This is a genomic window from Nocardioides sp. Soil796, from assembly GCF_001429525.1.
Lineage (GTDB): Bacteria > Actinomycetota > Actinomycetes > Propionibacteriales > Nocardioidaceae > Nocardioides.
The window spans coordinates 295534-317900 of record NZ_LMSQ01000022.1; the positions used below are offsets into that span (position 1 = coordinate 295534).

Genomic DNA, 22367 nt, shown 5'->3' on the forward strand with positions numbered 1-22367 from the left:
CCGTGTTCGACATCGGCCTGGCCGAGATGGCGGTCATCGCCCTGGTCGCGGTACTGGTGTTCGGACCGGACAAGCTGCCCGACCTGGCCCGTCAGGCCGGGCGGTTCCTCAAGCAGATGAAGTCCTACGCCAACGCGGCGCGTGACGACCTGCGCAACGAGCTGGGCCCGGAGTTCTCCGACCTCGAGCTCCGCGACCTCGACCCCCGCACGATCGTGCGCAAGCACATCGCCGAGGCGATGGCCGACGATCCCCAGCCCGAGAAGCCCCGGGGCCGCCGCCCGTTGGACGCCGGCGAGCTGCCGCCGTACGACGCCGAGGCGACCTGAGGCAAGCGCCCTCAGCGCCTGGTGTGCACCGCCGCCAGCGCCTCGAAGGTGAAGAGGTGGAGCTCGCGCTGCTCCCCCATCACCGCTTCCACGAAGTCAGCGCCGACGCGGACCGGTACGACGTCGTACTGGGCGCCGTCCAGCATTCGCAGCCCGCAACGCTCCTGTGACTCGCTGATCCGCCGCAGCGCCGACCCGAGACCGAGCTTCGCCGTGACCGGCCAGGCGTCGTGCGGGACCGACCGTGGCGAGACGCCCTGCATGGTGCTGATCGCGGCCAACCGCACGATCCACTCCTGCTGCCCGGACTCGACCAGGCACCAGCCGGTGGCCACCCGCACCAGCTGTCCGCGCAGGGCGCCCAGACCGGTGACCCGCAGGGCCACGTCGGAGCCGACACTCGCCATCAGCCGGCCGGCCGCGTCGACCGAGGAGTACTCCGCCCGCGCACGGTCGGCCACCTCCATCTGGCGCTCGGCGTCGAAGACGGCGCCGGCCTCGCCCTCGAGGTCGTCGAGATAGGCGAACAGGTCGGCCTCCCAGGTCATGGGGAGGAGCCTCCACGGCTCACGCCGCCCTGTCAACGACCCACACCTGTGGAGAAACCGTTGACAAACGACGCCACGAGACGTTCACTGATGCAAACGCACGCAAACGAAAGCATTGGCCATGTCTCGGGTCCCTCACACCGCACCGCTCAGCCGCTGCCTCCTGGTCTGGGCGGGCGTCTCCCTGGTCTGCCTGGCCGCCCTCGTCGCGCTCCTTCCCGACCTCCGGCGCTGCGGCGTGCTGCTCGACGCCGGGGCGCTGGCCGACGCGCCCTTCGACCGGGCCCTGGCACTGCTGGCCGTCGTGGCACTGACCGGGTGTGCGGTGTGGTGGTGGGCGGTCACCTCGTTGGCCGTGCTCGAGGCCGCCACGGCCGTCCGGGTCCGGGGCTGCCCGCCGGCGATGCGCCGGGTGGTGCTCCTGGCCTGCGGAGTCACCCTGGCCTCCGGGCTGTCCCCTGCGGTCGCCGACCAGTCTGCGGGCCTGCCGCCTCGACCTGCCGACCCGGGGCACTCCGTGCTGGCCGGCCTCCAGCTCCCCGATCGCTCACCGGGTGTGGTCACCCGGCCCGCCACGGCCGGTGCGACGTCCGCGCCCGGCGCCGTGCGCGTGCGGGCCGGCGACTCGCTGTGGTCGATCGCCGAAGGCAGCCTGAGGCACGACGCCGACGACGCATCGATCGACGCGCGATGGCGGCAGATCTGGCAGGCCAACCGCGAAGTGGTCGGGGCCGACCCCGATCTCATCCATCCCGGCACCCGCCTCCGCCTACCCCGGTCGCGAGCCTCCGCGGTCCGAGCCTCCACCGTCCGTTCCAGCACCGACCAGTCCGCCCGCGAGCAGTCCGCCGAGGAGAAGTGATGTCGTCGACCCGCAACAACGTCAGGGCGCTGATCAGCCCCCGCCAGCCCGTGGAACCCGCTGCGAACAGCTTCCAGGGCACCCTCGCCCTCGAGCTGGAGCCCGACCTGGGTCCGCCCTGGGCGCCAGAGCAGTCCCCTCAGCGCGGCGCCGACGTGGTTGCCGTCGCTCCCCCGGTCCGCGCCGACCTGCACCGCTGGATCGTGACCTTCAGCCAGGCGTGTGTCGAGGTGATCGGCGGCGACCGCCCCGCCTCCCAGCTGGTCCGGTGGACCTCACCCCGGATCCACGCAGAGGTCGCCTACAGGGCCGGCGTGGTCGCGCGCGCCGGCGTACACGCTGCCGGCCACGGCCGTGGCCGCCGTCCCGTGGTGCGTCCCCAGGTGCAGACCGTGCACACCTGCTTCCTCGACGACGACACGGTCGAGTTCTGCGTGCGGGTGAAGTACGGCGAGCGCAACCGCTGCCTCGCCGGCCGCCTCGAGATCGTCAGCTCGCGCTGGCAGTGCACTGCGTTGGAGTTCGGGTAGCAGAATTCGCTCTGCGAATGCCGCTACCCGAACTCCAACACAGTGCGGGTCCCAGCGGCAGGAGTCGAACCATGGGTTGTTGTCACGGAGCGCCAGCGGAGTTGACGAGAACCCACGGTTCGACGAGGTGAGCAGGGCCGGGAGCTCGCTGCCTCGTCAACCCCAGGGGGTTGGCCTCAACCGCAAGAACCCCGGCCTGAACCGCAAGAACCCCCGGCTCGAACCGCAAGAATCCACGGTTCGCGCAACAAGAACCCGGGGCTCGCCTCAGCCGTTGACGCGGGTGGTCAGGCCGGTGGGCCCGCCGGGTGCGCCGTGGCACTTCTTGTACTTCTTGCCCGAACCACAGGGGCAGTCGGCGTTGCGGCCCACGTTGGCGAACGGGTCGTCCGCGTCGGTGACCGTCGTGCCGCCGGTGACCTCGGCCTCGCCGTCCTCGGAAGGACCGGTGTAGGACAGGTTCGCCGGGGGCGCCGGGGCCTGCAGGCCCTTGGCGCTGATCCGCGGTCCCTCGTGCACGTGGGTCGGCTCCGCGTCGACGGCGGTGACCTCGTCGGCCTCGACGACCTCGGCGGGCGCCTCGTCCTCCTCGACCTCGACCTCGAGGTTGAACAGGAAGCCGACCGACTCCTCCTTGATGCCGTCCATCATGGCCTGGAACATGTCGAAGCCCTCGCGCTGGTACTCCACGAGCGGGTCTCGCTGGGAGTACGCGCGAAGGTAGATGCCCTCGCGCAGGTAGTCCATCTCGTAGAGGTGGTCACGCCACTTGCGGTCGAGCACCGAGAGCACGACGCGACGCTCGAGCTCTCGCATGTTCTCCTCGCCGACCAGCGCCTCGCGCTCGTCGTACGCCTTCTGGGCGTCCTTCTGCAAGGTGGCGGTCAGGTCGACCCGCGACATGGCCGCGCGGGCGCCGGCGTCCTCCTCGACCTGGGCCAGGCTGAGGCTGATCGGGTAGAGCTGCTTGAGCGCGGTCCAGAGTGCATCGAGGTCCCACTCCTCGGCGAAGCCCTCGGTGGCACCGGTGACGTAGGCCTCGATGACGTCGTCGACGAAGCCGCGCATCTGCTGCTCGAGGTCGGCACCCTCGAGCACCTCGCGGCGCTCGCCGTAGATCACGTGGCGCTGGCGGTCCATCACGTCGTCGTACTTGAGGACGTTCTTGCGGGACTCGAAGTTCTGCGACTCGATCTGGCCCTGGGCGTTGGCGATCGCGCCGGTGACCCGCTTGTTCTCGATCGGTACGTCGTCGGGCACCTTCAGCATGGTGAGCACCCGGTCGACCCAGTCGGACTTGAACAGGCGCATCAGCTCGTCCTGGAGCGACAGGTAGAACCGGGACTCCCCCGGGTCACCCTGGCGGCCGGAACGACCACGCAGCTGGTTGTCGATGCGACGGGACTCGTGGCGCTCGGTGCCGACGACGTAGAGGCCGCCGGTGTCCTTGACCTCGTCGTGCTCGGCCTTGACCTGCTCGCGGATGCGGACCAGGGTCGGCTCCCACTCGGCTTCGTACTGGTCGGCGGTCTCGCCCGTCGGCTCGAGACCCTTCTTGCGCAGCTCCTCGTCGGCCAGGAACTCGACCGAACCGCCGAGCATGATGTCGGTGCCTCGACCGGCCATGTTGGTCGCGACCGTGACCGCGCCCTTGTGGCCGGCCATCGCGACGATGCGCGCCTCGTCGGCATGCACCTTGGCGTTGAGGACGCTGTGCGGGATGTTCTTCTTCTTCAGCAGGCCGGAGAGCAGCTCGGACTTCTCGACCGAGACGGTGCCGACCAGCACCGGCTGACCGTTCTTGTGGCGCTCGACGATGTCGTCGCACACGGCGAGGTACTTGGCCTCCTCGGTGCGGTAGACGAGGTCGGCCTGGTCGTTGCGGAGCATCGGCTTGTTGGTCGGGATCGGCACCACGCCGAGGTTGTAGATCTTGTCGAACTCGCTGGCCTCGGTCATCGCCGTACCGGTCATGCCGGAGAGCTTCTTGTAGAGGCGGAAGTAGTTCTGCAGGGTGACCGTGGCGAGGGTCTGGTACTCCTCGCGGACGGTCACGCCCTCCTTGGCCTCGATCGCCTGGTGCAGGCCGTCGTTGTAGCGGCGACCGGCCAGCATGCGGCCGGTGTGCTCGTCGACGATGAGGACCTCGCCGTCCATGACGACGTACTCCTTGTCCTTGCGAAACAGCTCCTTGGCCTTGATGGAGTTGTTCATGAAGGAGATCAACGGTGTGTTGACCGAGTCGTAGAGGTTGACGATGCCGAGGTGGTCCTCGACCTTGGTGATGCCGCCCTCGAGCACGGAGATGGTGCGCTTCTTCTCGTCGACCTCGTAGTCGACGTCGATCTTCATCGTGCGCGCGATCTTGGCGAACTCGGCGTACCAGCGGACCTCGTCCTGGGTGGGGCCGGAGATGATCAGCGGGGTGCGCGCCTCGTCGATGAGGATCGAGTCGACCTCGTCGACGATCGCGTAGCCGTGGCCGCGCTGCACGCAGTCCTTGATGTCGGAGGCCATGTTGTCGCGCAGGTAGTCGAACCCGAGCTCGTTGTTGGTGCCGTAGGTGATGTCGCAGTTGTAGGCCTCGCGACGCTCGGCGGGACGCATCGACGGGAGGATCACGCCGGTGCTCAGGCCGAGGAAGTGGTGGATGCGGCCCATCATCTCGGACTGGAACTTGGCCAGGTAGTCGTTGACCGTGACGATGTGGACGCCCTGGCCGGCCAGTGCGTTGAGGTACGCCGGGAGGGTGGCGACCAGGGTCTTGCCCTCACCGGTCTTCATCTCGGCGATGTTGCCCATGTGGAGCGCCGCGCCACCCATGATCTGGACGTCGTAGTGACGCTGGCCGATCACGCGGTGGGCCGCCTCGCGCACGGTGGCGAAGGCCTCCGGCATGATGTCGTCGAGGGTCTCGCCCTTGCCGAGGCGCTCCTTGAACTCGTCGGTCATGGCTCGCAGCTCGGCGTCGCTCATCTTGACGAAGTCGTCCTCGATCGCGTTGACCGCCTTGGCCACCGCCTCGAGCTCGCGAAGGATCTTGCCCTCACCGATACGGAGGATCTTGTCGAGGATGGCAGGCACGAGGAGGAACTCCCTGGGTAGATGGTCGAGCCGGCGCCAGGCCAAGCCGCCCGCGCCGCAGGCAATGCTACCCACGGGCCAAAGAATTTCCGCTACCGATGCCGCTCGGGCACGGCCGGGGTCAGTAGCCGACCCACCCGCTGCGGGTGTACTCCAGGATCACCGGGTCGAGCAGCGTCGAGACCTGCACGTCGCGCTCGGCCCGATCGGGCGGGAACACGGTCGCCGCGCCGAGCGTCGCGTCGTTGACGAACCGCAGCCCGTCGGGGACGTCGTCGTCCAGTGACAGCGTGGTGGGCTCCTCGGTGGCGAGGACGAAGCCCCAGTCGCCGAACGAGGGCACCTCGGCGTGGTAGGGCACGGTCGAGAGGCCGCTGGCCGCGACGGTACGACGAACGCACCAGAATGCGTCGGGGGCGAAGAACGGGCTCCCCGACTGCACCACGGTGCGGCCCCCGGGCGCCATCAACGGCCGGAGCATCCCGTAGAACTCCTCCGAGTAGAGCTTGGCGATGGCCGTGGAGTCCGGGTCGGGGAAGTCGACGACGATCGTGTCGAACCGTCGGTCTCCCCCGGTCTGCTCGCGCACCCAGGAGAACGCGTCGGCCGCGATGCGGGTGACCCGGGGGTCCTCGAACGAGTGCTCGTTGAGCGAGCTGATCGGCTCGAAGGTCCGGGCCAGGTCGACGACTGCCGGGTCCAGGTCGACCAGCGTGACCTCGTCGACGTCGTCGTACTTCAGGATCTCGCGGAGGGCGAGGCCGTCGCCGCCGCCGAGGACCAGCACCCGTGCGTGCGGCCCGGACATCGCCGGGTGGACCAGCATCTCGTGGTAGCGGTACTCGTCGACCGAGGAGAACTGGAGGTCGCCGTCGAGGAAGAGGCGCACGTCGGTGTGCTCGGGCCCGGTGACCGCGCCGCGGGTGACCACGATGTCCTGGTACGCCGAGCGCTCTGCGTGGATGATCGGGTCGCGGTAGAGCAGCTGGCGGGCGGTCGCCTCGAACTCCGACGCCTTCCACGCCATGCCCCCGAGGAGCAGGGCGACCAGACCGCAGGCCAGCGACGCCGACACGAGCCGACGACGTTCACCGGCGCCGCGGAGCAGGACCAGGGCCACCAGCCACGCGGCGGCCACGTTGAACGCGGCCACCACCAACGTGCCGATCAGCAGGTCGAGCATCGGCAGCAGCACGAACGGGAAGGCCAGTCCCCCGACGAGGGCGCCGATGTAGTCGACGGCGTTGATGTTGGCCACCGCGCGGGCCGGGTCCTGGGCCCGGAACCGCTGCAACAGCTCCATCAACAAAGGGATCTCGGCCCCGATGAGCATGCCGATCAGCAGGGCGCAGATCACCATGGCCGGCGTGTAGAACTCCAGCCAGGCGAACGCGACGTACAGCAGCGGGACGCTGAACCCGCCGATCAGGGCCAGCCCGAGCTCGACGCCCAGGAACGCGGCGAGTGGGCGGCCCAGCCACTGCTTGGCGAAGAGGGCACCGAGACCCATCGCGAACATGGTCACCGAGATGACGATCGCGGTCTGGGTGATCGAGCTGCCCAGGAGGTAGCTGCCGAGGGTGACCAGTGCCAGCTCGTAGACCAGTCCGCAGGCGGCGCAGATGAAGACGGCCACCAGCACGACCACGGTCATGGCGCGTCCGACCGGCGCCTCGGGTCGGGCCGTGGTGTCCGCGGTCAGGGTCGGCAAGGTCAGGAGAGGGAGGCCATGACGATCACGCCGACGGCCAGGTTCATGGCCACCGCGACCCAGACGGCCGGATCGTCGTCCTCGTCGGTGAGGGTCTCCCCCAGCTTGCCGGGGGTCAGCAGGTCGAGCACCACGAAGGCGGCGCCCTGCATCGCCACGCCGATCGCGCCGTAGGCCACGGTCTCGACGAGGTTCTCCAGGGTGTCGCCGTCGGCGGTGAAGATCGCGCTGGCCACGATGCCGCCGATGGCCAGCAGCGAGGACGCCAGGACCAGCGACGCGTCGCGGTTGCGGTCGACGAAGATCAGGTGGCCCAGCCGGCCCGGGGTCAGCAGGTCGACCATGTAGAAGCCCACCGCCAACAGGACCAGTCCGACGGCACCGAAGGCCAGCGACGCCAGCACACCTTCAACGAGTTCGTTCATGGGGTTCCCTTACTTTCCGCTTCCGCTGCCGCCGCCGCGGAAGAACCCGCCGCGCTGGTAGTGACTGCTCCAGAAGAAGAGCAACGTGCCGTGGTGCCGGTAGCCGGCGTCGAACTCGAAGAGCGTGACGTCGGTGCCCGACCCGTCGTCGTCGGCCTCGACCTCGACCAGCCAGTCGTTCTTGTAGCGCAGGAAGTACGTCGAGTCCTCCTGGCGCTTCTCGCTGGGGTCGGTGCCCTGGTCGATCGCGGCCACCGTCTGGTCGACGGTGTCGTCGGACGTGTAGTGCCGACCGTCGTTGTCGACGTCGCCGTCGACGTACGTGTAGTGGTCGTCGAGCCAGCCCTCGGGGCTGCTCCTCAGCGCGTTCCAGATGAGGGGGACGGCGATCAGCGCGACGACCACGAGCACGGCCACGATGATGAGTCCGCGCGGGTTGCCCGGCCGGCGGCTGGCGTGGCGGAACTCGGGTTCCTCAGTTCCGGACATCGGTGCTCACCCCTGTCGTCGCACGCGTGGTCGTGTGGACCAGCTCGCCGGTCTGCGGATAGGCATGCCAGGACTCCCAGGAGATCGCGTCGGGTGTGCGACGGAGCGCCAGCGCGGTCACTGCGTGGGGCACCCCGGGGAAGGACACCACCAGGGCGTCGGGGTCATCGGCCAGGGACGAGGCGAGCAGGTCGACCCGGGCGACCAGGTCGCCCGTCTCGAGTCGCTCGACGCCGGAGGTGAAGTCGTAGCCGGGGGCGCCGATCTGCTCGGGCATGGCCGCGGCCCCGGGGAGGTCGCAGGCCACGGTCTCGGAGAGCAGCACGTCGCCGGCGGCGTCGCGGACCAGCACCTGGTGGGAGGCGCCGAGGACCCGCAGGTCGACGACGACACTGTGGCCGACCTCGAGGGTGCGCGTCACCAGGGCCACGCGCTCGGGGAGTCCGACCGCCCAGCGCAGGGTGGCGGCGCGCACGTCTGCGAACGCCACCGAGATTTCCTGGACCGTCATGTCAGTCGCGGTCTGAGCCGGGGAAGACCGTCAGCTCGAACGGTTGCAGGACCTCGCCGACCGACGCCTCCCACGAGGAGCCGAACCTCTCGAAGCCGAGCAGCTTGCCGTCCTTGCTCTTGTAGTCGGCGTAGTCCACGTTGCCGCTGGGCGCCGTACCGGTGCTGCCGAGGGCCGAGAAGCGGGCGGTGCCCTGCTCCTGCAGGCGGTAGGCCACCCCGGCGACGATCACGTCGCGGTCGCCGGCCGAGCCCTGGTCGATGTCACCGAGCGCGAGTGAGTGCCACAGGGAGACCTCGAAGCCCTCGTCGTCCTCGACGCAGACCCAGCGCTTCTCGTCGGCGTCGTCGAGGAGGTGCTCGGTCCAGAGGTAGCCCTCCTCGTTGAAGTCGAGGCGCCCGCGGACGAACCACTTGTGGCCGAGGTATTCGATGACGTCGCCGTTGCGCAGGTCGCGCAGGGCCTGGGTCGAGGCCACGTCGGCGGTGCCGACCACGTCGTCGGGCTGCCACGGGGACTCGCCGGGCTTCTTGCGCCGTTGCAGCAGCCAGATGGTGACGCCCACGATGGCGGCCACCACGATGATTCCGATCAACCAGCCCACGACGATCCCCGTTTCCCAGTCAGTGTTCTCGGGAAACAGTAGCGAGTGCCGCGGCCACACCGGCGGCAAGGTCGCCGCGTGGCTCCACCACGATCTCGTCGAGGCCGAGCCAGCCGGCCAGCCGATGGAGCTCGGCGGCCAGCTCGGCGTCGGTGTCGGGCGCCGCGGTCTCCTCGGCGTACGCCGCCTTGACCAGTAGCCGACCGGTGGCCCGGTCGGCCTTGAGGTCGACCCGACCGGCCAGCCGGTCACCGCTGAGGAACGGCAGCACGTAGTAGCCGTGCAGCCGCTTGGCGGCGGGCACGTAGATCTCGATGCGGTAGTGGAAGTCGAAGAGCTTCTCGGTGCGCTCGCGCTCCCACACCACCGGGTCGAACGGGCTGAGCAGGGTACGGGCCCGGACCCGCCGGGGCAGGCGCGCGTCGCGGTGGAGGTACGCCGGGCGCGTCCAGCCGTCGACCCGCACCGGCAGCAGCTCGCCGTCCTCGACGAGGCGCTCGATCGCCGGACCGGCGGCCATTCCTGCGTTGTCACGGGTGCTGGCGCCCATCGGCATGCGGTAGTAGTCGGCCAGGCAGCGGCCGGTGGCGACACCGTGTGAGACGGCCGCGCGCCGGACCAGCTCGACGGCCGCGTCCTGCGGCGTCGGGGTCGGGGCGTTGAGGACCTCGGCGGGCAGCACGCGCTCGGGCACGTCGTAGACCACCTCGAACTGGGAGTTGCGCCCGGCGACGGCCACGTCGCCCACCATGTAGAGGTAGTCGAGCACCTTGCGGGACTCCGACCAGTTCCAGCCCCAGTGCTTGCGGTCCCGGGGCTCGGAGCTGAACTCCGCGTCGAGCTGGCGTGCGGTCACCGGACCGCGGTCGCGGACAGCCGCCAGCACCTCGTGCTCGAGGCCCGGCTGGGTGTCGGTGATCGGCCACCACTTGCCGCGCCGGGCCCGGTAGGACGCCATGCGGTGCTGCATGAACGGCCACAGGTCGACCGGCATCAGCGCCTGCACGTGCGCCCAGTACTCGATGAGCTGACGGGGCTGCCGGGCCCGGTGCTCACTGGCCTTGCGCAGGAGCTCGGTGTCGTAGGGGCCCATCCGCGAGTAGAGCGGCATGTAGTGGGCGCGTTGCAGCACGTTGACCGAGTCGACCTGCAGCACGCCGGTGCGGGCGACGGTACGGCGGAGCGTGCGCAGCGTGGGCGTGGCATGCGGCGCATCGAGGAAGCCCTGGGCGGCCAGGGCCACCCGGCGGGCCTGGCCCAGTGACAACGACTCCACGGTCAGGGAATGTCGAGCAGCTTCTCGCGGACGGCGTACATGACGGCCTCCATGCGCGAGTGCAACTGAAGCTTCTCCAGGATGTTGCGGACGTGGTTCTTCACGGTGTTCTCGCTGATGAACAGCTGGCGGGCGATCTCGCGGTTGTTCATGCCCTTGGCGACCAGGCGGAGCACCTCGAGCTCACGCTCGGTGAGCCGGAGCCCGGTCGGCTGCTCGCGCTCGGGGCGCGACATCTGCTTGAACTCGTCGATCAGCTTGACCGCCATCGAAGGGCTGATCAGGGACTGTCCGTCGGCCACCACCCGCACGGCCTGGGCCACCTCGTCGATGGAGGAGTCCTTGAGCAGGTAGCCGGAGGCGCCACTCTTGACCGCTTCGTAGAGATCGGCCTCCTCGTCGGAGACGGTGAGCATGATGATCTTCGCCGACGGCACGATCTCCTTGATCGCCACACAGGCCTCGATGCCCGACCGCTTCGGCATGCGCACGTCGAGCAGCACCACGTCGGGTGCCACGCTCGCGGCCAGCTCGGTTCCCTCGATGCCGTCGCCGGCCTCGCCCACGACCTCGATGCCGGGCTCGACGCCCAGAAGCATCGTCAGGCCGCGTCGGAAGAGTTCCTGGTCGTCAACGACCAGCACCCGGATCGGCTCGGAGTCATTGATGTCGCTCACCCGAGCATCATGACACGACTGGGCGTCAGCGTGCTTGCTCTGCCACCCAGTCGTGTCATGCGTCCATCACCCGAACGGGTCAGTTCCCGACCTCCAGGGAGATCACTCCGTAGTCGTACCCACGGCGGCGGTACACCACTGCGGGACGCTCGCTGTCCTTGTCGACGTACAGGTAGAAGTCGTGCCCGACGAGTTCCATCTCGTAGAGCGCCTGGTCGAGGGTCATCGGCTCGGCGGGGTGCGACTTCTCGCGGACCACCAGCGGACCGTCGCCGGTGACCGTGATCGGGCCGACCTGGCGTTCGGTGGTGACCACGCCGTCGTCGGCGGGCACGGTGGGCTGGCTCGGCTCCGCGGCGGCGAGTGCCTCGCCGACGGAGACGGGCGTGTGACGCCCACGGTGCACGCGACGGCGGTCGGCCGCGCGACGCATCTGGGCGGCCATCTTGTCGAGGGCGAGGTCGAGCGCTCCCATCTTGTCCTCGGCGGCCGCTTCTGCACGGATCACCGGACCCTTGGAGAGGGCGGTCAGCTCCACGCGCACGGCACGATCGTGTTGACGGGGGTTGCGCTCCTGTTCGACCTCGACGAGCACGCGCATGATGCGGTGGTCGTGCTTCTCGAGTCGGGCCAGTTTCTCCTCGACATGACTGCGGAACCGATCAGACACCTCACAGTGTCGAGCGTTCACCACAACATCCATGTAGACCTCCCGTGCATCAGTTGGTTACTTGAACATGCCGGAGCACCGCCCGACGGGCGGTCTCCGGACGCGAGGGGGTGGAGTCCGTTCGGCCGACCTGGTCTTCGACCCCACAATCGCCTGCTGCAGCTCTCGCGGCTTGATGCCACTACCCACCGTCTCCCGACGAATCGTCGTATCTGACGACGAGGCCGGGGCAGGACTTACTTCTAAGCCGCACCGTGATCGTCCGCCGACCGGGAGCGAGCTCCTGACCGTGGACTTACGTGGACCGTTTCGCCTGCGACTGGCTTCGGCTTGCCCACAGGGCTCGGTGAGCAACCTGTCGACGCAACCACGGACCCGAACGGACTCCATGCACAGACGCTAGTCGGTTCCCGCTGACAAGGCCAGCGATCCGCCTGAATGTTCGCTGTGCGCGCGCTCACCCCGACCGGCGCACCGCTGGGAGCCTCTTGCGGGTCGCCGCGACCGTGGCCACCCCCAGCACGCCGATCCCGCTGGCCTGCAGCGCTCGCTGTGCCTCACGGGCGGTGGCACCCGTGGTGAGCACGTCGTCGCAGACCACCGCCCAACCCTCGGACTGGCGCGATGCCAGGCGGCGCAGCGCCCGCGAGGGCACCGACATCGATCCGGCGAGGTTGGTCTGGCGGCCGGCGAAGTCGAGTCCGCCCTGGTCGAGCACCCGGCCGACCCGGAGCAGTCGCGCACACGTCACGCTGCCGCCTCGCCGCCGCAGCTCGACGGCGGCGGCCCGGGTGAGGAGGTACGTCGGGTCGTGGCCGCGCGAGCGCACCGACGCCGGCTGGGACGGCACCGGCACCAACAGCAGGGGCACGCCGTCCGCGGCACCCGCGGCCGCGACGAGGCGTTCGACGGCACCGGCGAGCAGGACGCCCAACGGTCGACGTAGCCCGAACTGGTGGTGCTCCTTGTGGCCCAGGAGCAGCGTGCGCAGCAGGCCGTCGTACTCCCCCGCCGCCCAGGGACGCAGCAGCCCCGGCGGGGGCGGGGTCGGCATCGCCGGTCGGGCGATCCCGTCGAGGCCGGCGAAGCACTCCCGGCACACGAGCTCGCCGGCCTGACCACATCCGGGACAGGCAGAGCCGGTGACCAGGTCGTTGAGGGTGGTGAGCACGCCACCATCCGAACGCGTCGACGGCAACGGGGCAAGGGCGGTACGCCGGCCTGTGGACCAGCGGTGCGAAGAGTCCGGCTCAGCCGGCGTAGGTCAGCGAGACCAGGCCCTCGGCGGGGAACGTGCCGTCGAGCTCGGCATTGAGCTCGTGGACCTCGCCGGAGGCCGCGATCGCCCACGTCGGGGTCTCCGGGACCGGCGAGCTGACCAACGACACGATGTCGTCGCGGACCAGCTCGACGGGCACGTTGGCCGACGACACCGCGCGCGATCCGTCGACCGAGAAGGTGGTCACCTGGGACAGGTCGTCGGAGAGCGACCTGACCAGCACCACCTCGGTCGGGGAGTACCACCCGATGTCGTTGATCCGGGTGCGCTCCTCGGCGTCACCGTGGATCACCCGGGCCCTGGTGCCGCGGGCACGGGAGCCGTCGACCGCCAGCCGGCTGAGCACCACCCGGTCCTGACGTGGCTCGCGCAGCACGGCGACCAGTCGGGTGCCGTCGCGGGAGACGATGGCGCGGGTGATGTTCTCGCCGGTCACGCCCGGGACCCGGACCGGGTGGCGACGCCCCCGGGCCACGTAGGAGACCTCGGCGTTGCCGGAGTTCCGGTCGACCACCCACAGCCGGCCCGACACGTCCCACGACGGCTTGAGCAGGTCGGTGCCGCCGCTGAACACGGTCGTGGCCCGCTCCCGCTCCCCCGAGACGGGGGCCAAGCGGATCGAACCGCCGTCGGAGGTGACGCCGGCGACCCGGGTGCCCGACAGGTCGACCGCGATCGCCTCCAACCCGGCGGCCTCGGTGCCGAAGGGCCCCGTCTGGTTGACCACTCCGCTGCCGGTCTGGGACACCAGACGTCCGTCGCGCAGGGCGAACAGGTCACGCCCGGCACCGGGACCGACCGGGTTGTACTGCTCCCCCATCGCCACGTCGAGGTCGGAGGACGTGCCGGAGACGCTGATCGGGGTGTCGTTGATGGTGAGCCGGACCCGACGTACGGACGGGTCCTGGCGCAGGGTCCAGACCACCTGCACCGCCATCAGCTGAACGCTCTCGGGGTCGAGGGGTGCGGCGTCGCCGCGCAGGGACACCTCGGCCAGGCCGTTGGCGGAGACCGGTGCGGTGAGGTCAAGGGTGAGGTCATCGGGAATGTAGGAGCGGGTCACCCCGCGCAGGTCCGGACCCGGCCCACGGAGCAGGGCGCGCATCAGCACCGCGGAGAGCTGTCCGCCGGTGGGCACGAAGACCGGCTCCGGGACGACCACCTTCGCCGTCGGGTCGAGGAAGTAGAGGAACACCTGGCGGTAGCGGGCGTCGAAGAACGCGTCGGAGACCACCATCGCGTCCGGCGGGTCGTCGATGCGCCACTCGCCGTCCTCGATGGTCATCCCGAAGTCGAGGGTGCGCTGCCGCTCGGGCAGCTCGCCACGCCACACGCCACGGGCGTCGAGGTGGTGCGCGCCGAGAAGGGTCACCGACACCTCGTCGTTGCCGCTCGGGGTGAGGATGTCGTCGTAGGTGATCAGCTGACGGTCCGGGTGCCAGGAGTCGCGGGCACTCGAGGAGAGGAACTGCTTGGCCACCGCGGTGGTGGTCGGGTTGGCGAGCATCGCGTCGAGGAAGTGACCGACGATCTCGTCCGGCTCCTCGCCCTTCTGCGGCGGCCTCGGGTCATAGGGGAAGCCGGAGTCCTGGGCCGACGCCGGACGGTCGTCGCCGACCTGCACCTCGCCGCTGTCGGGCAGGCCGACACAGGCGGAGCAGAGCGAGACGAGCAGGGCGACTGCCACGAGGGCTCGGGCGTACGGCGTCATCAGGCCAGCTCCTCGGCATCCTCGGGGACGAGCGGCAGCGGGCTGTGCCGCAGGATGCCCCCGGCCCGGCGGGGCAGGGTGAGCCGGAACTGCGAGCCCCTCCCGGGCTGGCCCCATGCCTGCAACCAGCCGCCGTGCAGGTGTGTGTCCTCCAGGGAGATGGCCAGGCCCAGGCCGGTGCCGCCACTGGTGCGGGCCCGGGCCGGATCTGCGCGCCAGAAGCGGTTGAAGACCAGGGCTGCCTCGCCCGCGGCCAGTCCGACACCGTGGTCGCGTACGGCGACCGCGGCCGCGTGGTCGTCACCGTTGACCAGGATCACGATGCCGCGGCTCTCCGCGTGGTCGATGGCGTTGCTGACCAGGTTGCGCAGGATGCGCTCGACCCGGCGGGTGTCGGCCTCGGCCAGCACCGGTTCGGAGAGCGCGCGCACGGTCACCGTGGTGTTGCGTTGCTCGGCCAGCGGACGGGTCATGTCGACGATCCGGTGCGCGATGTCGATCAGGTTGACGTCGTCGGCGTCGAGGGCAGCCGCACCGGCGTCGAACCTGCTGATCTCGAGCAGGTCGGTGAGCAGCCCCTCGAACCGGTCGAGCTCGGTCTGCAGCAGCTCGGCGGCACGCGCGGTCGCCGGGTCGAAGTCCTCACGCGCGTCGTGCAGCACGTCGCCGGCCATCCGCACCGTGGTGAGCGGCGTACGCAGCTCGTGCGAGACGTCGGAGGTGAAGCGACGCTGGACCCTGGAGAGCTCCTCGAGCTGCCGGATCTGCCGCTGCAGGCTGGAGGCCATCTGGTTGAACGACGTGGCCAGGCGGGCGATGTCGTCGTCCCCGCGCACCCGCATGCGGTCCTCGAGCTCCCCTGCGGCGAGTCGCTCGGCGACCCGGCGCGCCATCCGGATGGGGGTGACCACCTGACGGGTCACGAGCCAGGCCAGACCGGCGACCAGGACCAGCAGCAGGGCGCCCGCGGTGAGCAGGGCGCGGGTGACCAGCCCGAGCGTCTCGGCCTCCTGCTGCATCGGGTAGAGGTAGTAGATCGTGTAGAACTCGCCGTCGGCAGGCAGCTGGATGCGGGAGCCGACCACGATGCCGGGAGTGTCGGCGCGGCCGCTGTCGGGCAGGTAGCGGATCTTCGAGAAGACCCAGGCCATCGAGTCGCCGGTGTCCAGCTGCCTGACCAGGTCCTCCGGGACACTGCGCAGGTCGAGCCCCGCGGAGTAGCGGGGGCCGCTCCCGGCCAGGTCGGTCGGCGCCGAGCCGATCGGACCGTTGAGCACGACCGAGAAGCCGCGCGACTGTCCGCGCGTGATGATCGGGTCGACGAGCTGCTGCAGCTGGAGACTGGCCTCGTCGTCCGTGCCGGGGACCGTGGCCAGCCGGGCGCGGGCGTCGGCGGTCTCGTTGCGAGCCTCGGCGACCACGCGCTCCACCCGGGAGTCGACCAGCCCGTCACGGGTCTGCTGCAGCAGGAACCACCCCACCACGCTGACCACCAGCGCCGAGAGCAGCATCGTGCTGACCACGACGCGGGCCTGGATGGAGCGTCGCCAGAACGTCAGTCCCCGTCGGATCGCCTCGGGCAGGCTCCGGGAAGGCATCAGGCCCTACTGGGTTCCGGCCTTGTACCCCACGCCACGCACGGTGACGACGATCTCCGGGTTCTCCGGGTCGTGCTCGACCTTCGACCGGAGCCGCTGGACGTGCACGTTGACCAGGCGCGTGTCCGCCGCGTGGCGGTAGCCCCAGACCTGCTCGAGCAGGACCTCGCGGGTGAAGACCTGCCAGGGCTTGCGGGCCAGGCACACCAGCAGGTCGAACTCGAGGGGCGTGAGGTTGATCGGCGTACCGCCGCGGGTGACCGAGTGGCCAGCCACGTCGATGGAGAGGTCACCGATGGTGAGGTTCTCCTGGGCGGGGTTCTCGGTACGCCGGACGCGGGCCCGGATGCGGGCCACGAGCTCCTTCGGCTTGAACGGCTTGACGACGTAGTCGTCGGCCCCGGACTCGAGGCCGACGACCACGTCGACGGTGTCGCCCTTTGCGGTCAGCATGACGATCGGTACGCCGGACTCGGCGCGGATCTCCTTGCAGACGTCGATGCCGTCCTTGCCGGGCAGCATCAGGTCGAGCAGCAGCACATCGGGGCGGTAGTCGCGGAACGCGGCCAGTGCCAGGTCGCCCCGGGGACAGACCTGGGCGTCGAACCCCTCCTGCCGGAGCACGATGGAGAGCATCTCGGCGAGGGACGCGTCGTCGTCGACGACGAGGACTCGCCCCTTGGTGCCGTACTCGCTTGCTGCGCTCATGGGTGTCAGTGCCCGCTCAGTAGCGGTACTGCTCCGACTTGTAGGGGCCCTCGACGGGAACGCCGAGGTAGTCGGCCTGCGCCTGCGTGAGCTCGGTGAGCTCGACACCGAGGGCGTCGAGGTGCAGTCGGGCGACCTCCTCGTCGAGGTGCTTGGGCAGCACGTAGACGCCGACCGGGTAGTCCTCGACCTTGGTGAAGAGCTCGATCTGGGCCAGCACCTGGTTGGTGAAGGAGTTGGACATCACGAACGACGGGTGACCGGTCGCGTTGCCGAGGTTGAGCAGGCGGCCCTCGGAGAGCACGATGATCTTCTTGCCGTCGGGGAAGATCCACTGGTGGACCTGGGGCTTGATCTCGTCCTTGACGATGCCCTCGATCTTGGCCAGGCCGGCCATGTTGATCTCGTTGTCGAAGTGGCCGATGTTGCCGACGATCGCCTGGTGCTTCATCTTCTCGAAGTGCTCGACCCGGATGATGTCGAAGTTCCCGGTCGTGGTGATGAAGATGTCCGCGGTCTCGACGACCGACTCGAGGCGCTTGACCTCGTAGCCGTCCATCGCCGCCTGCAGCGCGCAGATCGGGTCGATCTCGGTGATGATGACGCGCGCGCCCTGGCCGCGGAGGGACTCCGCCGAGCCCTTGCCGACGTCGCCGTACCCGCAGACGACCGCGACCTTGCCGCCGATCATGACGTCGGTACCGCGGTTGATGCCGTCGATCAGGGAGTGGCGGCAGCCGTACTTGTTGTCGAACTTCGACTTGGTGACCGAGTCGTTGACGTTGATCGCAGGGAAGAGGAGCGAGCCCTCCTTGAAGCGGTCGTAGAGGCGCAGCACGCCGGTGGTGGTCTCCTCGGAGACGCCCTGGATGCCGTTGGCGATGGTGGTCCAGCGGTCCGAGCTGTTCTCGAGCGAACGGGCCAGGACACGCAGCACCTCCTTGAACTCCTCGTTGTCGGTGGAGTCCTGGCCGGGCACCTTGCCGGCCTTCTCGAACTCGACGCCGAGGTGGACGAGCATGGTGATGTCGCCGCCGTCGTCGAGGAGCATGTTCGGGCCGATCGTGTTGCCGGCCTCGTCCTTGAAGTCGAAGACCTTCTCGGCCTCGTCCCAGTACTCGGCCAGCGACTCGCCCTTCCAGGCGAAGACCGGAGTGCCCTGCGGGTCCTCGACGGTCCCCTTGCCGACGACCACCGCGGCAGCGGCGTGGTCCTGGGTGGAGAAGATGTTGCAGGTGGCCCAGCGCACGTCGGCGCCGAGCGCGACCAGGGTCTCGATGAGCACACCGGTCTGGATGGTCATGTGGAGCGAGCCGGCGATCCGGGCACCCTTGAGCGGCTGTGCGTCGCCGTACGTCGTGCGCAGCGACACGAGACCGGGCATCTCGTGCTCGGCGAGAGTGAGCTCCTTGCGGCCGAACTCGGCCAGGCTCAGGTCAGCAACCTTGTAGTCCATCGAATAGTCCTCAACGTGTTCGACTGGGTTCCGCGGTGCATCTGCATCTATTCGGGATCTCCCGCGCGGACCCGTCCAGCCTACAAGCGTGTGCCGCCGCCCACTGAATTGTCGCCGGGCGTGCGCGTCGGGGCGTCCGGGATCAGTGGGACTTCTCGGAGCCGTGGCCGAACGGCAGGAAGTGCATGATCACGACCACCACTGCGCCCACGAGCAGGCCCATGATCGCGGAGGCGATCGTGTTGACCACCCAGCCGAGAGCGGCACCGATGCCGGCGACCGCGTGGTGCACCTCTTCCTCGAGGTGGTGGACGAACTCGTACGGCGGGTGCCAGCCGAGGTCGTCGAGTCCGACGAGGAGGATGTGGCCGCCGACCCAGAGCATGGCTGCGGTGCCGACCACGGAGATGACGCCCAGCAGGGCGGGCATGCCCTTGACCATGGCGTGGCCGACCTTCTGCGAGAGGCCGGAGCGGAACCTCGTCATCGCCACACCGATGTCGTCCATCTTCACGATGATCGCGACCACGCCGTACACCAGGGCGGTGATGCCGAGCGCGACCACGACCAGGATCGCGGCCCGGGCCAGGAACGGCTGGTCGGCGACCTCGTTGAGCGAGATGACCATGATCTCGGCGGAGAGGATGAGGTCGGTGCGGATCGCGCCGGCGATCATCGTCTTCTCCTGCTCGGGACTGATCTCGGCGGTGACCTCCTCCTCGGCGTGGGCGTCGTGGCCGCTGAGCTTCTCCCAGATCTTCTCGGCGCCCTCGTAGCAGAGGAACGTGCCGCCGAGCATCAGGATCGGGGTGAGCAGCCATGGCAGGAACTGGCTGAGGATCAGGGCCGCCGGCAGGATGATCAGCAGCTTGTTGCGCACCGACCCGACGGCGATCTTCTTGATGATCGGGAGCTCGCGCTTGGCGGCCACTCCCGAGACGTACTGCGGGGTGACCGCGGTGTCGTCGACGACCACGCCGGCCGCCTTCGCGCTGGCCCGGCCGGCGGCCGCACCGACGTCGTCGATCGACGCGGCGGCGACCTTGGCCAGGGCCGCGACGTCGTCGAGGAGGGCGAACAGACCGGCGCTCATGGGCGGGTCACCACTGCATCATCGGCTGCGTCATCGGCACACACGTGTGTCATCACGCGGTCAGTCTAGGGGGCCGTCCCCGCTCGCCAACTCTTCGATACTCCCTGACGTTCCGGCCCTCACCCAGGGATACTCCCTGACGTTTCGGCCCTTCAGGGGGCCGAAACGTCAGGGAGTATCCCCACGGAGGGACCGAAACGTCAGGGAGTATCGCGTCAGTCGGGGACGAGGCCGAGCTGGAGGTAGGCGGCGGCATAGCGCCCGGAGAGGATCAGGGAGGCGTAGCGGGCCACCTCGCTGCCGGTCTCGGTGGTGACGGTCTCGACGCGGATGCCGCGGCTGTCGGCAGCCGCCCTGAGCCGGCCCAGCTGCTCGTTGCCGACCGGGTCCTCGGCGCCGTCGTCGAGGACCAGCAGCACGGTGCGCAGGTCACCGCCGTCGTCGGCGAAGGGGTCGTCGAACACGTCGCGGGCGCGGGTCGCCTCCAGCACCGGGAGCAGGTGCTCGGCGTCACCGGCCAGGGCGCTGCGACCGGAGGCACGCCGGATCGACTCGGCGACGCGTCGCGCGGCACGTGCGGCCAGCACCGAACCGCCCCACACGAGCGGGTTGGCGTCGGCCAGGGCGATCGCCAGCACCTTGGCGGGGTTGACCGCCAGGTCGCGGTGCGGGGAGTCCGCGATGGCCACGGCGTCGAGGGCGGCAGCCACCTCGTCGGCGTCGGAGGCCGGGCCCAGCCCGATGCGGTGGAGGTAGTCGAGCATCACGACTGCGGTGGCGAGCTGGTCGCCCGACTGGATCGGCAGCACCGTGGCCCACCGGCCGGCGGCGTGCTCGGCCACCATCGAGTCGGCCTGGCAGGCGACGACCACCTGGCAGCCACGGCGCACGGCCTCTGCGATCGCCGACGCCGCGGCCGGGTCGGAGCGCTCGGGGGCCAGGATCACCACGAGGTCGAGGCTGCCGGCCCACCCGGGGAGGGCGGCACCGGGCCACGCCACGAACGGCACCGGGCACCACGGCTCGAGCACCGCACGCAGCAGCCGTGAGTCGGGACCCGCGGCGATCACCGCCCGCGGACGCGAGTCCTGGCTGGCCTGGACCGCCTCGACGATCGCGTCGGCAGCGTCGCTCGCGGCCCGTCGGACCCGCGATCCGGACTCGGCCAGGGAGCGCAGCAGGAGGTCCACCCCGGCCAGGGCGGCTTCGTCATCCAGGCGAGACTCGTCGAACCACATGGGCGTCAGGCCGTCGTACGGGCCTCGTCGACCAACAGCACCGGGATGTCGTCCCGGACCGGGTAGGCCAGCCCGCACCCGGAGCAGACCAGCTCCTCGGCGACGGGTGCCAACGTGCCGTGGCAGTCGGGGCACACGATGATCTCGAGCAGGGCGGGGTCGATGTTCATTGGTCTCTCCTGATCACACTGAGTACGGCGTCACGCATGGTCACCATCGTCGCTTCGTCCTTGCCCTCGGCGTTGAGCCGCAGCAGGGGTTCGGTGTTGGAGGCCCGCACATTGAACCACCAGTCGTCGTGGGCCACCGTGAGCCCGTCGAGGTGGTCCAGCGCCACTCCCGGGGTCCCTGCGTACGACGCCTCGAGCTCATGCAGGATCGCGGCCTGGTCGGCGACGGTCGAGTTGATCTCGCCCGACGCGACGAACCGGACGTACTCCCCCAGCAGTTGCGACAGGGGCTGCTCGGTCTCCGCCAGGGCGGCCAGCGCGTGCAGCGCGGCGAGCATGCCGGAGTCGGCCCGCCAGAAGTCGCGGAAGTAGAAGTGGCCGCTGTGCTCGCCACCGAAGATGGCGTCGGTCTCGGCCATCGTGGCCTTGATGAAGGAGTGGCCGACGCGGGTGCGCACCGGGGTGCCGCCCAGCTCGGCGACGATCTCGGGCACCGAGCGCGACGTGATCAGGTTGTGGATGATCGTGGCGCCGGGCTCGCGGGCCAGCTCGCGGGCCGCGATCAGCCCGGTCAGCGTCGAGGGCGAGACCAGCTCGCCGCGCTCGTCGACGAGGAAGCACCGGTCGGCGTCGCCGTCGAAGGCCAGCCCGATGTCGGCGTTCTCGGCCCGCACCCGCTTCTGCAGGTCGACCAGGTTGGCCGGTTCGATGGGGTTGGCCTCGTGGTTGGGGAAGGTGCCGTCGAGCTCGAAGTACATCGGCACGACCTCGACCTGGTCGGCCAGCCGGTCGAAGACGGCCGGCGCCGTGTGGCCGGCCATGCCGTTGCCTGCGTCGACGACGACCTTGAGCCGACGCCCGGTCACCGGCGCCAGCGACAGCAGGTGGTGGGCGTACTCGGCGAGCACGTCGCGGTTGGTGATCGAGCCGACCCGGCCGCCGGTGACCTCGGTCGCGACCGCGTCGCGGATGTCGAGCAGTCCGGTCTCCGCGCCGATCGGCCGGGCACCCGGCAGGCACATCTTGATGCCGTTGTACGCCGCGGGGTTGTGGCTGGCGGTGAACATGACGCCGGCCAGGTCGAGGTGGCCGGAGGCGAAGTAGAGCTGGTCGGTCGAGGCCAGGCCGATCACCACGACGTCGGCGCCCGCAGCGGATGCGCCGTCGGCGAACGCCCCGGCCAGGCCGGGCGACGAGGGCCGCATGTCGTAGCCGACGACGACGGTGGACACCCCGGTGACGGCCACGAAGGCCCCGCCGATGCGTCGTGCGAGAACTTCGTCGATCTGGTCACCGACCGTGCCGCGTACGTCGTACGCCTTGAAGATCGCGTGCAGGTTCTCGGTGGCCAGTGTGGATTCTGGCGCGGAGGCTGGAGGCATGGCGCGAGCCTATCGC

The 22367-nt window shown here is 69.8% G+C and carries 22 protein-coding genes; 3 read left to right on the top strand and 19 right to left on the bottom strand.

Annotated features, from left to right (window positions below):
- Positions 1 to 2 precede the first annotated feature (2 nt).
- Positions 3 to 329: a sec-independent translocase gene (locus ASH02_RS25245; protein WP_056681275.1), complete on the top strand. Its 327-nt coding sequence runs from the start codon at positions 3 to 5 to the stop codon at positions 327 to 329.
- A gap of 11 nt (positions 330 to 340) precedes the next feature.
- Here the strand turns inward: ASH02_RS25245 and ASH02_RS25250 are convergent, their stop codons facing one another.
- Positions 341 to 877 (bottom strand): hypothetical protein, encoded by a 537-nt coding sequence (locus ASH02_RS25250; RefSeq protein WP_057295725.1) that lies wholly within the window; start codon positions 875 to 877, stop codon positions 341 to 343.
- Between the two features lie 121 nt (positions 878 to 998).
- Between ASH02_RS25250 and ASH02_RS25255 the strand changes: the two genes are divergently transcribed.
- Both ASH02_RS25255 and ASH02_RS26310 read left to right on the top strand, forming a co-directional pair.
- Positions 999 to 1739: a LysM peptidoglycan-binding domain-containing protein gene (locus tag ASH02_RS25255; protein ID WP_057295726.1), complete on the top strand. Its 741-nt coding sequence runs from the start codon at positions 999 to 1001 to the stop codon at positions 1737 to 1739.
- A complete protein-coding gene (locus ASH02_RS26310; protein ID WP_056681285.1) occupies positions 1739 to 2269 on the top strand; it encodes an Rv3235 family protein in 531 nt (176 codons plus the stop codon). The genes ASH02_RS25255 and ASH02_RS26310 overlap by 1 nt, the downstream gene beginning before the upstream one ends.
- A 267-nt stretch (positions 2270 to 2536) precedes the next feature.
- On the opposite strand, the gene secA is transcribed toward ASH02_RS26310, so the two are convergent.
- The 18 genes from secA to ASH02_RS25345 form a co-directional block, all read right to left on the bottom strand.
- A complete protein-coding gene (secA, locus tag ASH02_RS25265; protein ID WP_056681288.1) occupies positions 2537 to 5353 on the bottom strand; it encodes a preprotein translocase subunit SecA in 2817 nt (938 codons plus the stop codon).
- Positions 5354 to 5474: 121 nt separating this feature from the next.
- Positions 5475 to 7064: a polyamine aminopropyltransferase gene (locus ASH02_RS25270; RefSeq protein WP_235539120.1), complete on the bottom strand. Its 1590-nt coding sequence runs from the start codon at positions 7062 to 7064 to the stop codon at positions 5475 to 5477.
- A gap of 2 nt (positions 7065 to 7066) precedes the next feature.
- Positions 7067 to 7489 carry a DUF350 domain-containing protein gene (locus ASH02_RS25275; RefSeq protein WP_056681293.1) on the bottom strand — a complete coding sequence of 141 codons (423 nt, stop codon included), beginning with the start codon at positions 7487 to 7489 and terminating at the stop codon, positions 7067 to 7069.
- Positions 7490 to 7498: 9 nt separating this feature from the next.
- Positions 7499 to 7978, bottom strand: a complete 480-nt coding sequence (locus ASH02_RS25280; protein WP_056681296.1) for a DUF4247 domain-containing protein — start codon at positions 7976 to 7978, stop codon at positions 7499 to 7501.
- Complete coding sequence (locus ASH02_RS25285) at positions 7965 to 8489, bottom strand: DUF2617 family protein (protein ID WP_057295727.1); 525 nt, start codon at positions 8487 to 8489, stop codon at positions 7965 to 7967. The genes ASH02_RS25280 and ASH02_RS25285 overlap by 14 nt, the downstream gene beginning before the upstream one ends.
- A 1-nt stretch (position 8490) precedes the next feature.
- Positions 8491 to 9093, bottom strand: coding sequence for a DUF4178 domain-containing protein (locus ASH02_RS25290; RefSeq protein ID WP_056889818.1), 603 nt, complete (start codon positions 9091 to 9093; stop codon positions 8491 to 8493).
- A 19-nt stretch (positions 9094 to 9112) separates the two neighbouring features.
- Complete coding sequence (locus ASH02_RS25295; protein WP_057295728.1) at positions 9113 to 10369, bottom strand: winged helix-turn-helix domain-containing protein; 1257 nt, start codon at positions 10367 to 10369, stop codon at positions 9113 to 9115.
- Positions 10370 to 10371: 2 nt separating this feature from the next.
- Positions 10372 to 11046 (bottom strand): response regulator, encoded by a 675-nt coding sequence (locus tag ASH02_RS25300; protein ID WP_056681306.1) that lies wholly within the window; start codon positions 11044 to 11046, stop codon positions 10372 to 10374.
- Between the two features lie 79 nt (positions 11047 to 11125).
- Positions 11126 to 11749, bottom strand: coding sequence for a ribosome hibernation-promoting factor, HPF/YfiA family (gene hpf / locus ASH02_RS25305; RefSeq protein WP_056681308.1), 624 nt, complete (start codon positions 11747 to 11749; stop codon positions 11126 to 11128).
- A gap of 424 nt (positions 11750 to 12173) precedes the next feature.
- The gene (locus tag ASH02_RS25310) at positions 12174 to 12887 is read right to left on the bottom strand and encodes a ComF family protein (RefSeq protein ID WP_082621030.1); all 714 of its coding nucleotides are present in this window, start codon (positions 12885 to 12887) and stop codon (positions 12174 to 12176) included.
- 79 nt (positions 12888 to 12966) lie between these two features.
- Positions 12967 to 14706, bottom strand: coding sequence for an LpqB family beta-propeller domain-containing protein (locus ASH02_RS25315; RefSeq protein ID WP_057295730.1), 1740 nt, complete (start codon positions 14704 to 14706; stop codon positions 12967 to 12969).
- Positions 14706 to 16304 carry an MtrAB system histidine kinase MtrB gene (gene mtrB / locus ASH02_RS25320; protein WP_056681314.1) on the bottom strand — a complete coding sequence of 533 codons (1599 nt, stop codon included), beginning with the start codon at positions 16302 to 16304 and terminating at the stop codon, positions 14706 to 14708. The genes ASH02_RS25315 and mtrB overlap by 1 nt, the downstream gene beginning before the upstream one ends.
- 6 nt (positions 16305 to 16310) lie before the next feature.
- On the bottom strand, positions 16311 to 17012 hold the full coding sequence (mtrA, locus tag ASH02_RS25325) for an MtrAB system response regulator MtrA (RefSeq protein WP_056681316.1): 702 nt from the start codon (positions 17010 to 17012) through the stop codon (positions 16311 to 16313).
- Positions 17013 to 17028: 16 nt separating this feature from the next.
- A complete protein-coding gene (gene ahcY / locus ASH02_RS25330) occupies positions 17029 to 18468 on the bottom strand; it encodes an adenosylhomocysteinase (protein ID WP_056681318.1) in 1440 nt (479 codons plus the stop codon).
- 142 nt (positions 18469 to 18610) lie between these two features.
- A complete protein-coding gene (locus tag ASH02_RS25335) occupies positions 18611 to 19561 on the bottom strand; it encodes a DUF808 domain-containing protein (RefSeq protein ID WP_056681320.1) in 951 nt (316 codons plus the stop codon).
- 215 nt (positions 19562 to 19776) lie between these two features.
- Positions 19777 to 20799 carry an SIS domain-containing protein gene (locus tag ASH02_RS25340; protein WP_056681321.1) on the bottom strand — a complete coding sequence of 341 codons (1023 nt, stop codon included), beginning with the start codon at positions 20797 to 20799 and terminating at the stop codon, positions 19777 to 19779.
- Positions 20800 to 20804: 5 nt separating this feature from the next.
- Positions 20805 to 20969 (bottom strand): Trm112 family protein, encoded by a 165-nt coding sequence (locus ASH02_RS25835; RefSeq protein WP_082563761.1) that lies wholly within the window; start codon positions 20967 to 20969, stop codon positions 20805 to 20807.
- Positions 20966 to 22351 (bottom strand): phosphomannomutase/phosphoglucomutase, encoded by a 1386-nt coding sequence (locus ASH02_RS25345; RefSeq protein ID WP_056681323.1) that lies wholly within the window; start codon positions 22349 to 22351, stop codon positions 20966 to 20968. The genes ASH02_RS25835 and ASH02_RS25345 overlap by 4 nt, the downstream gene beginning before the upstream one ends.
- Positions 22352 to 22367: the final 16 nt, after the last annotated feature.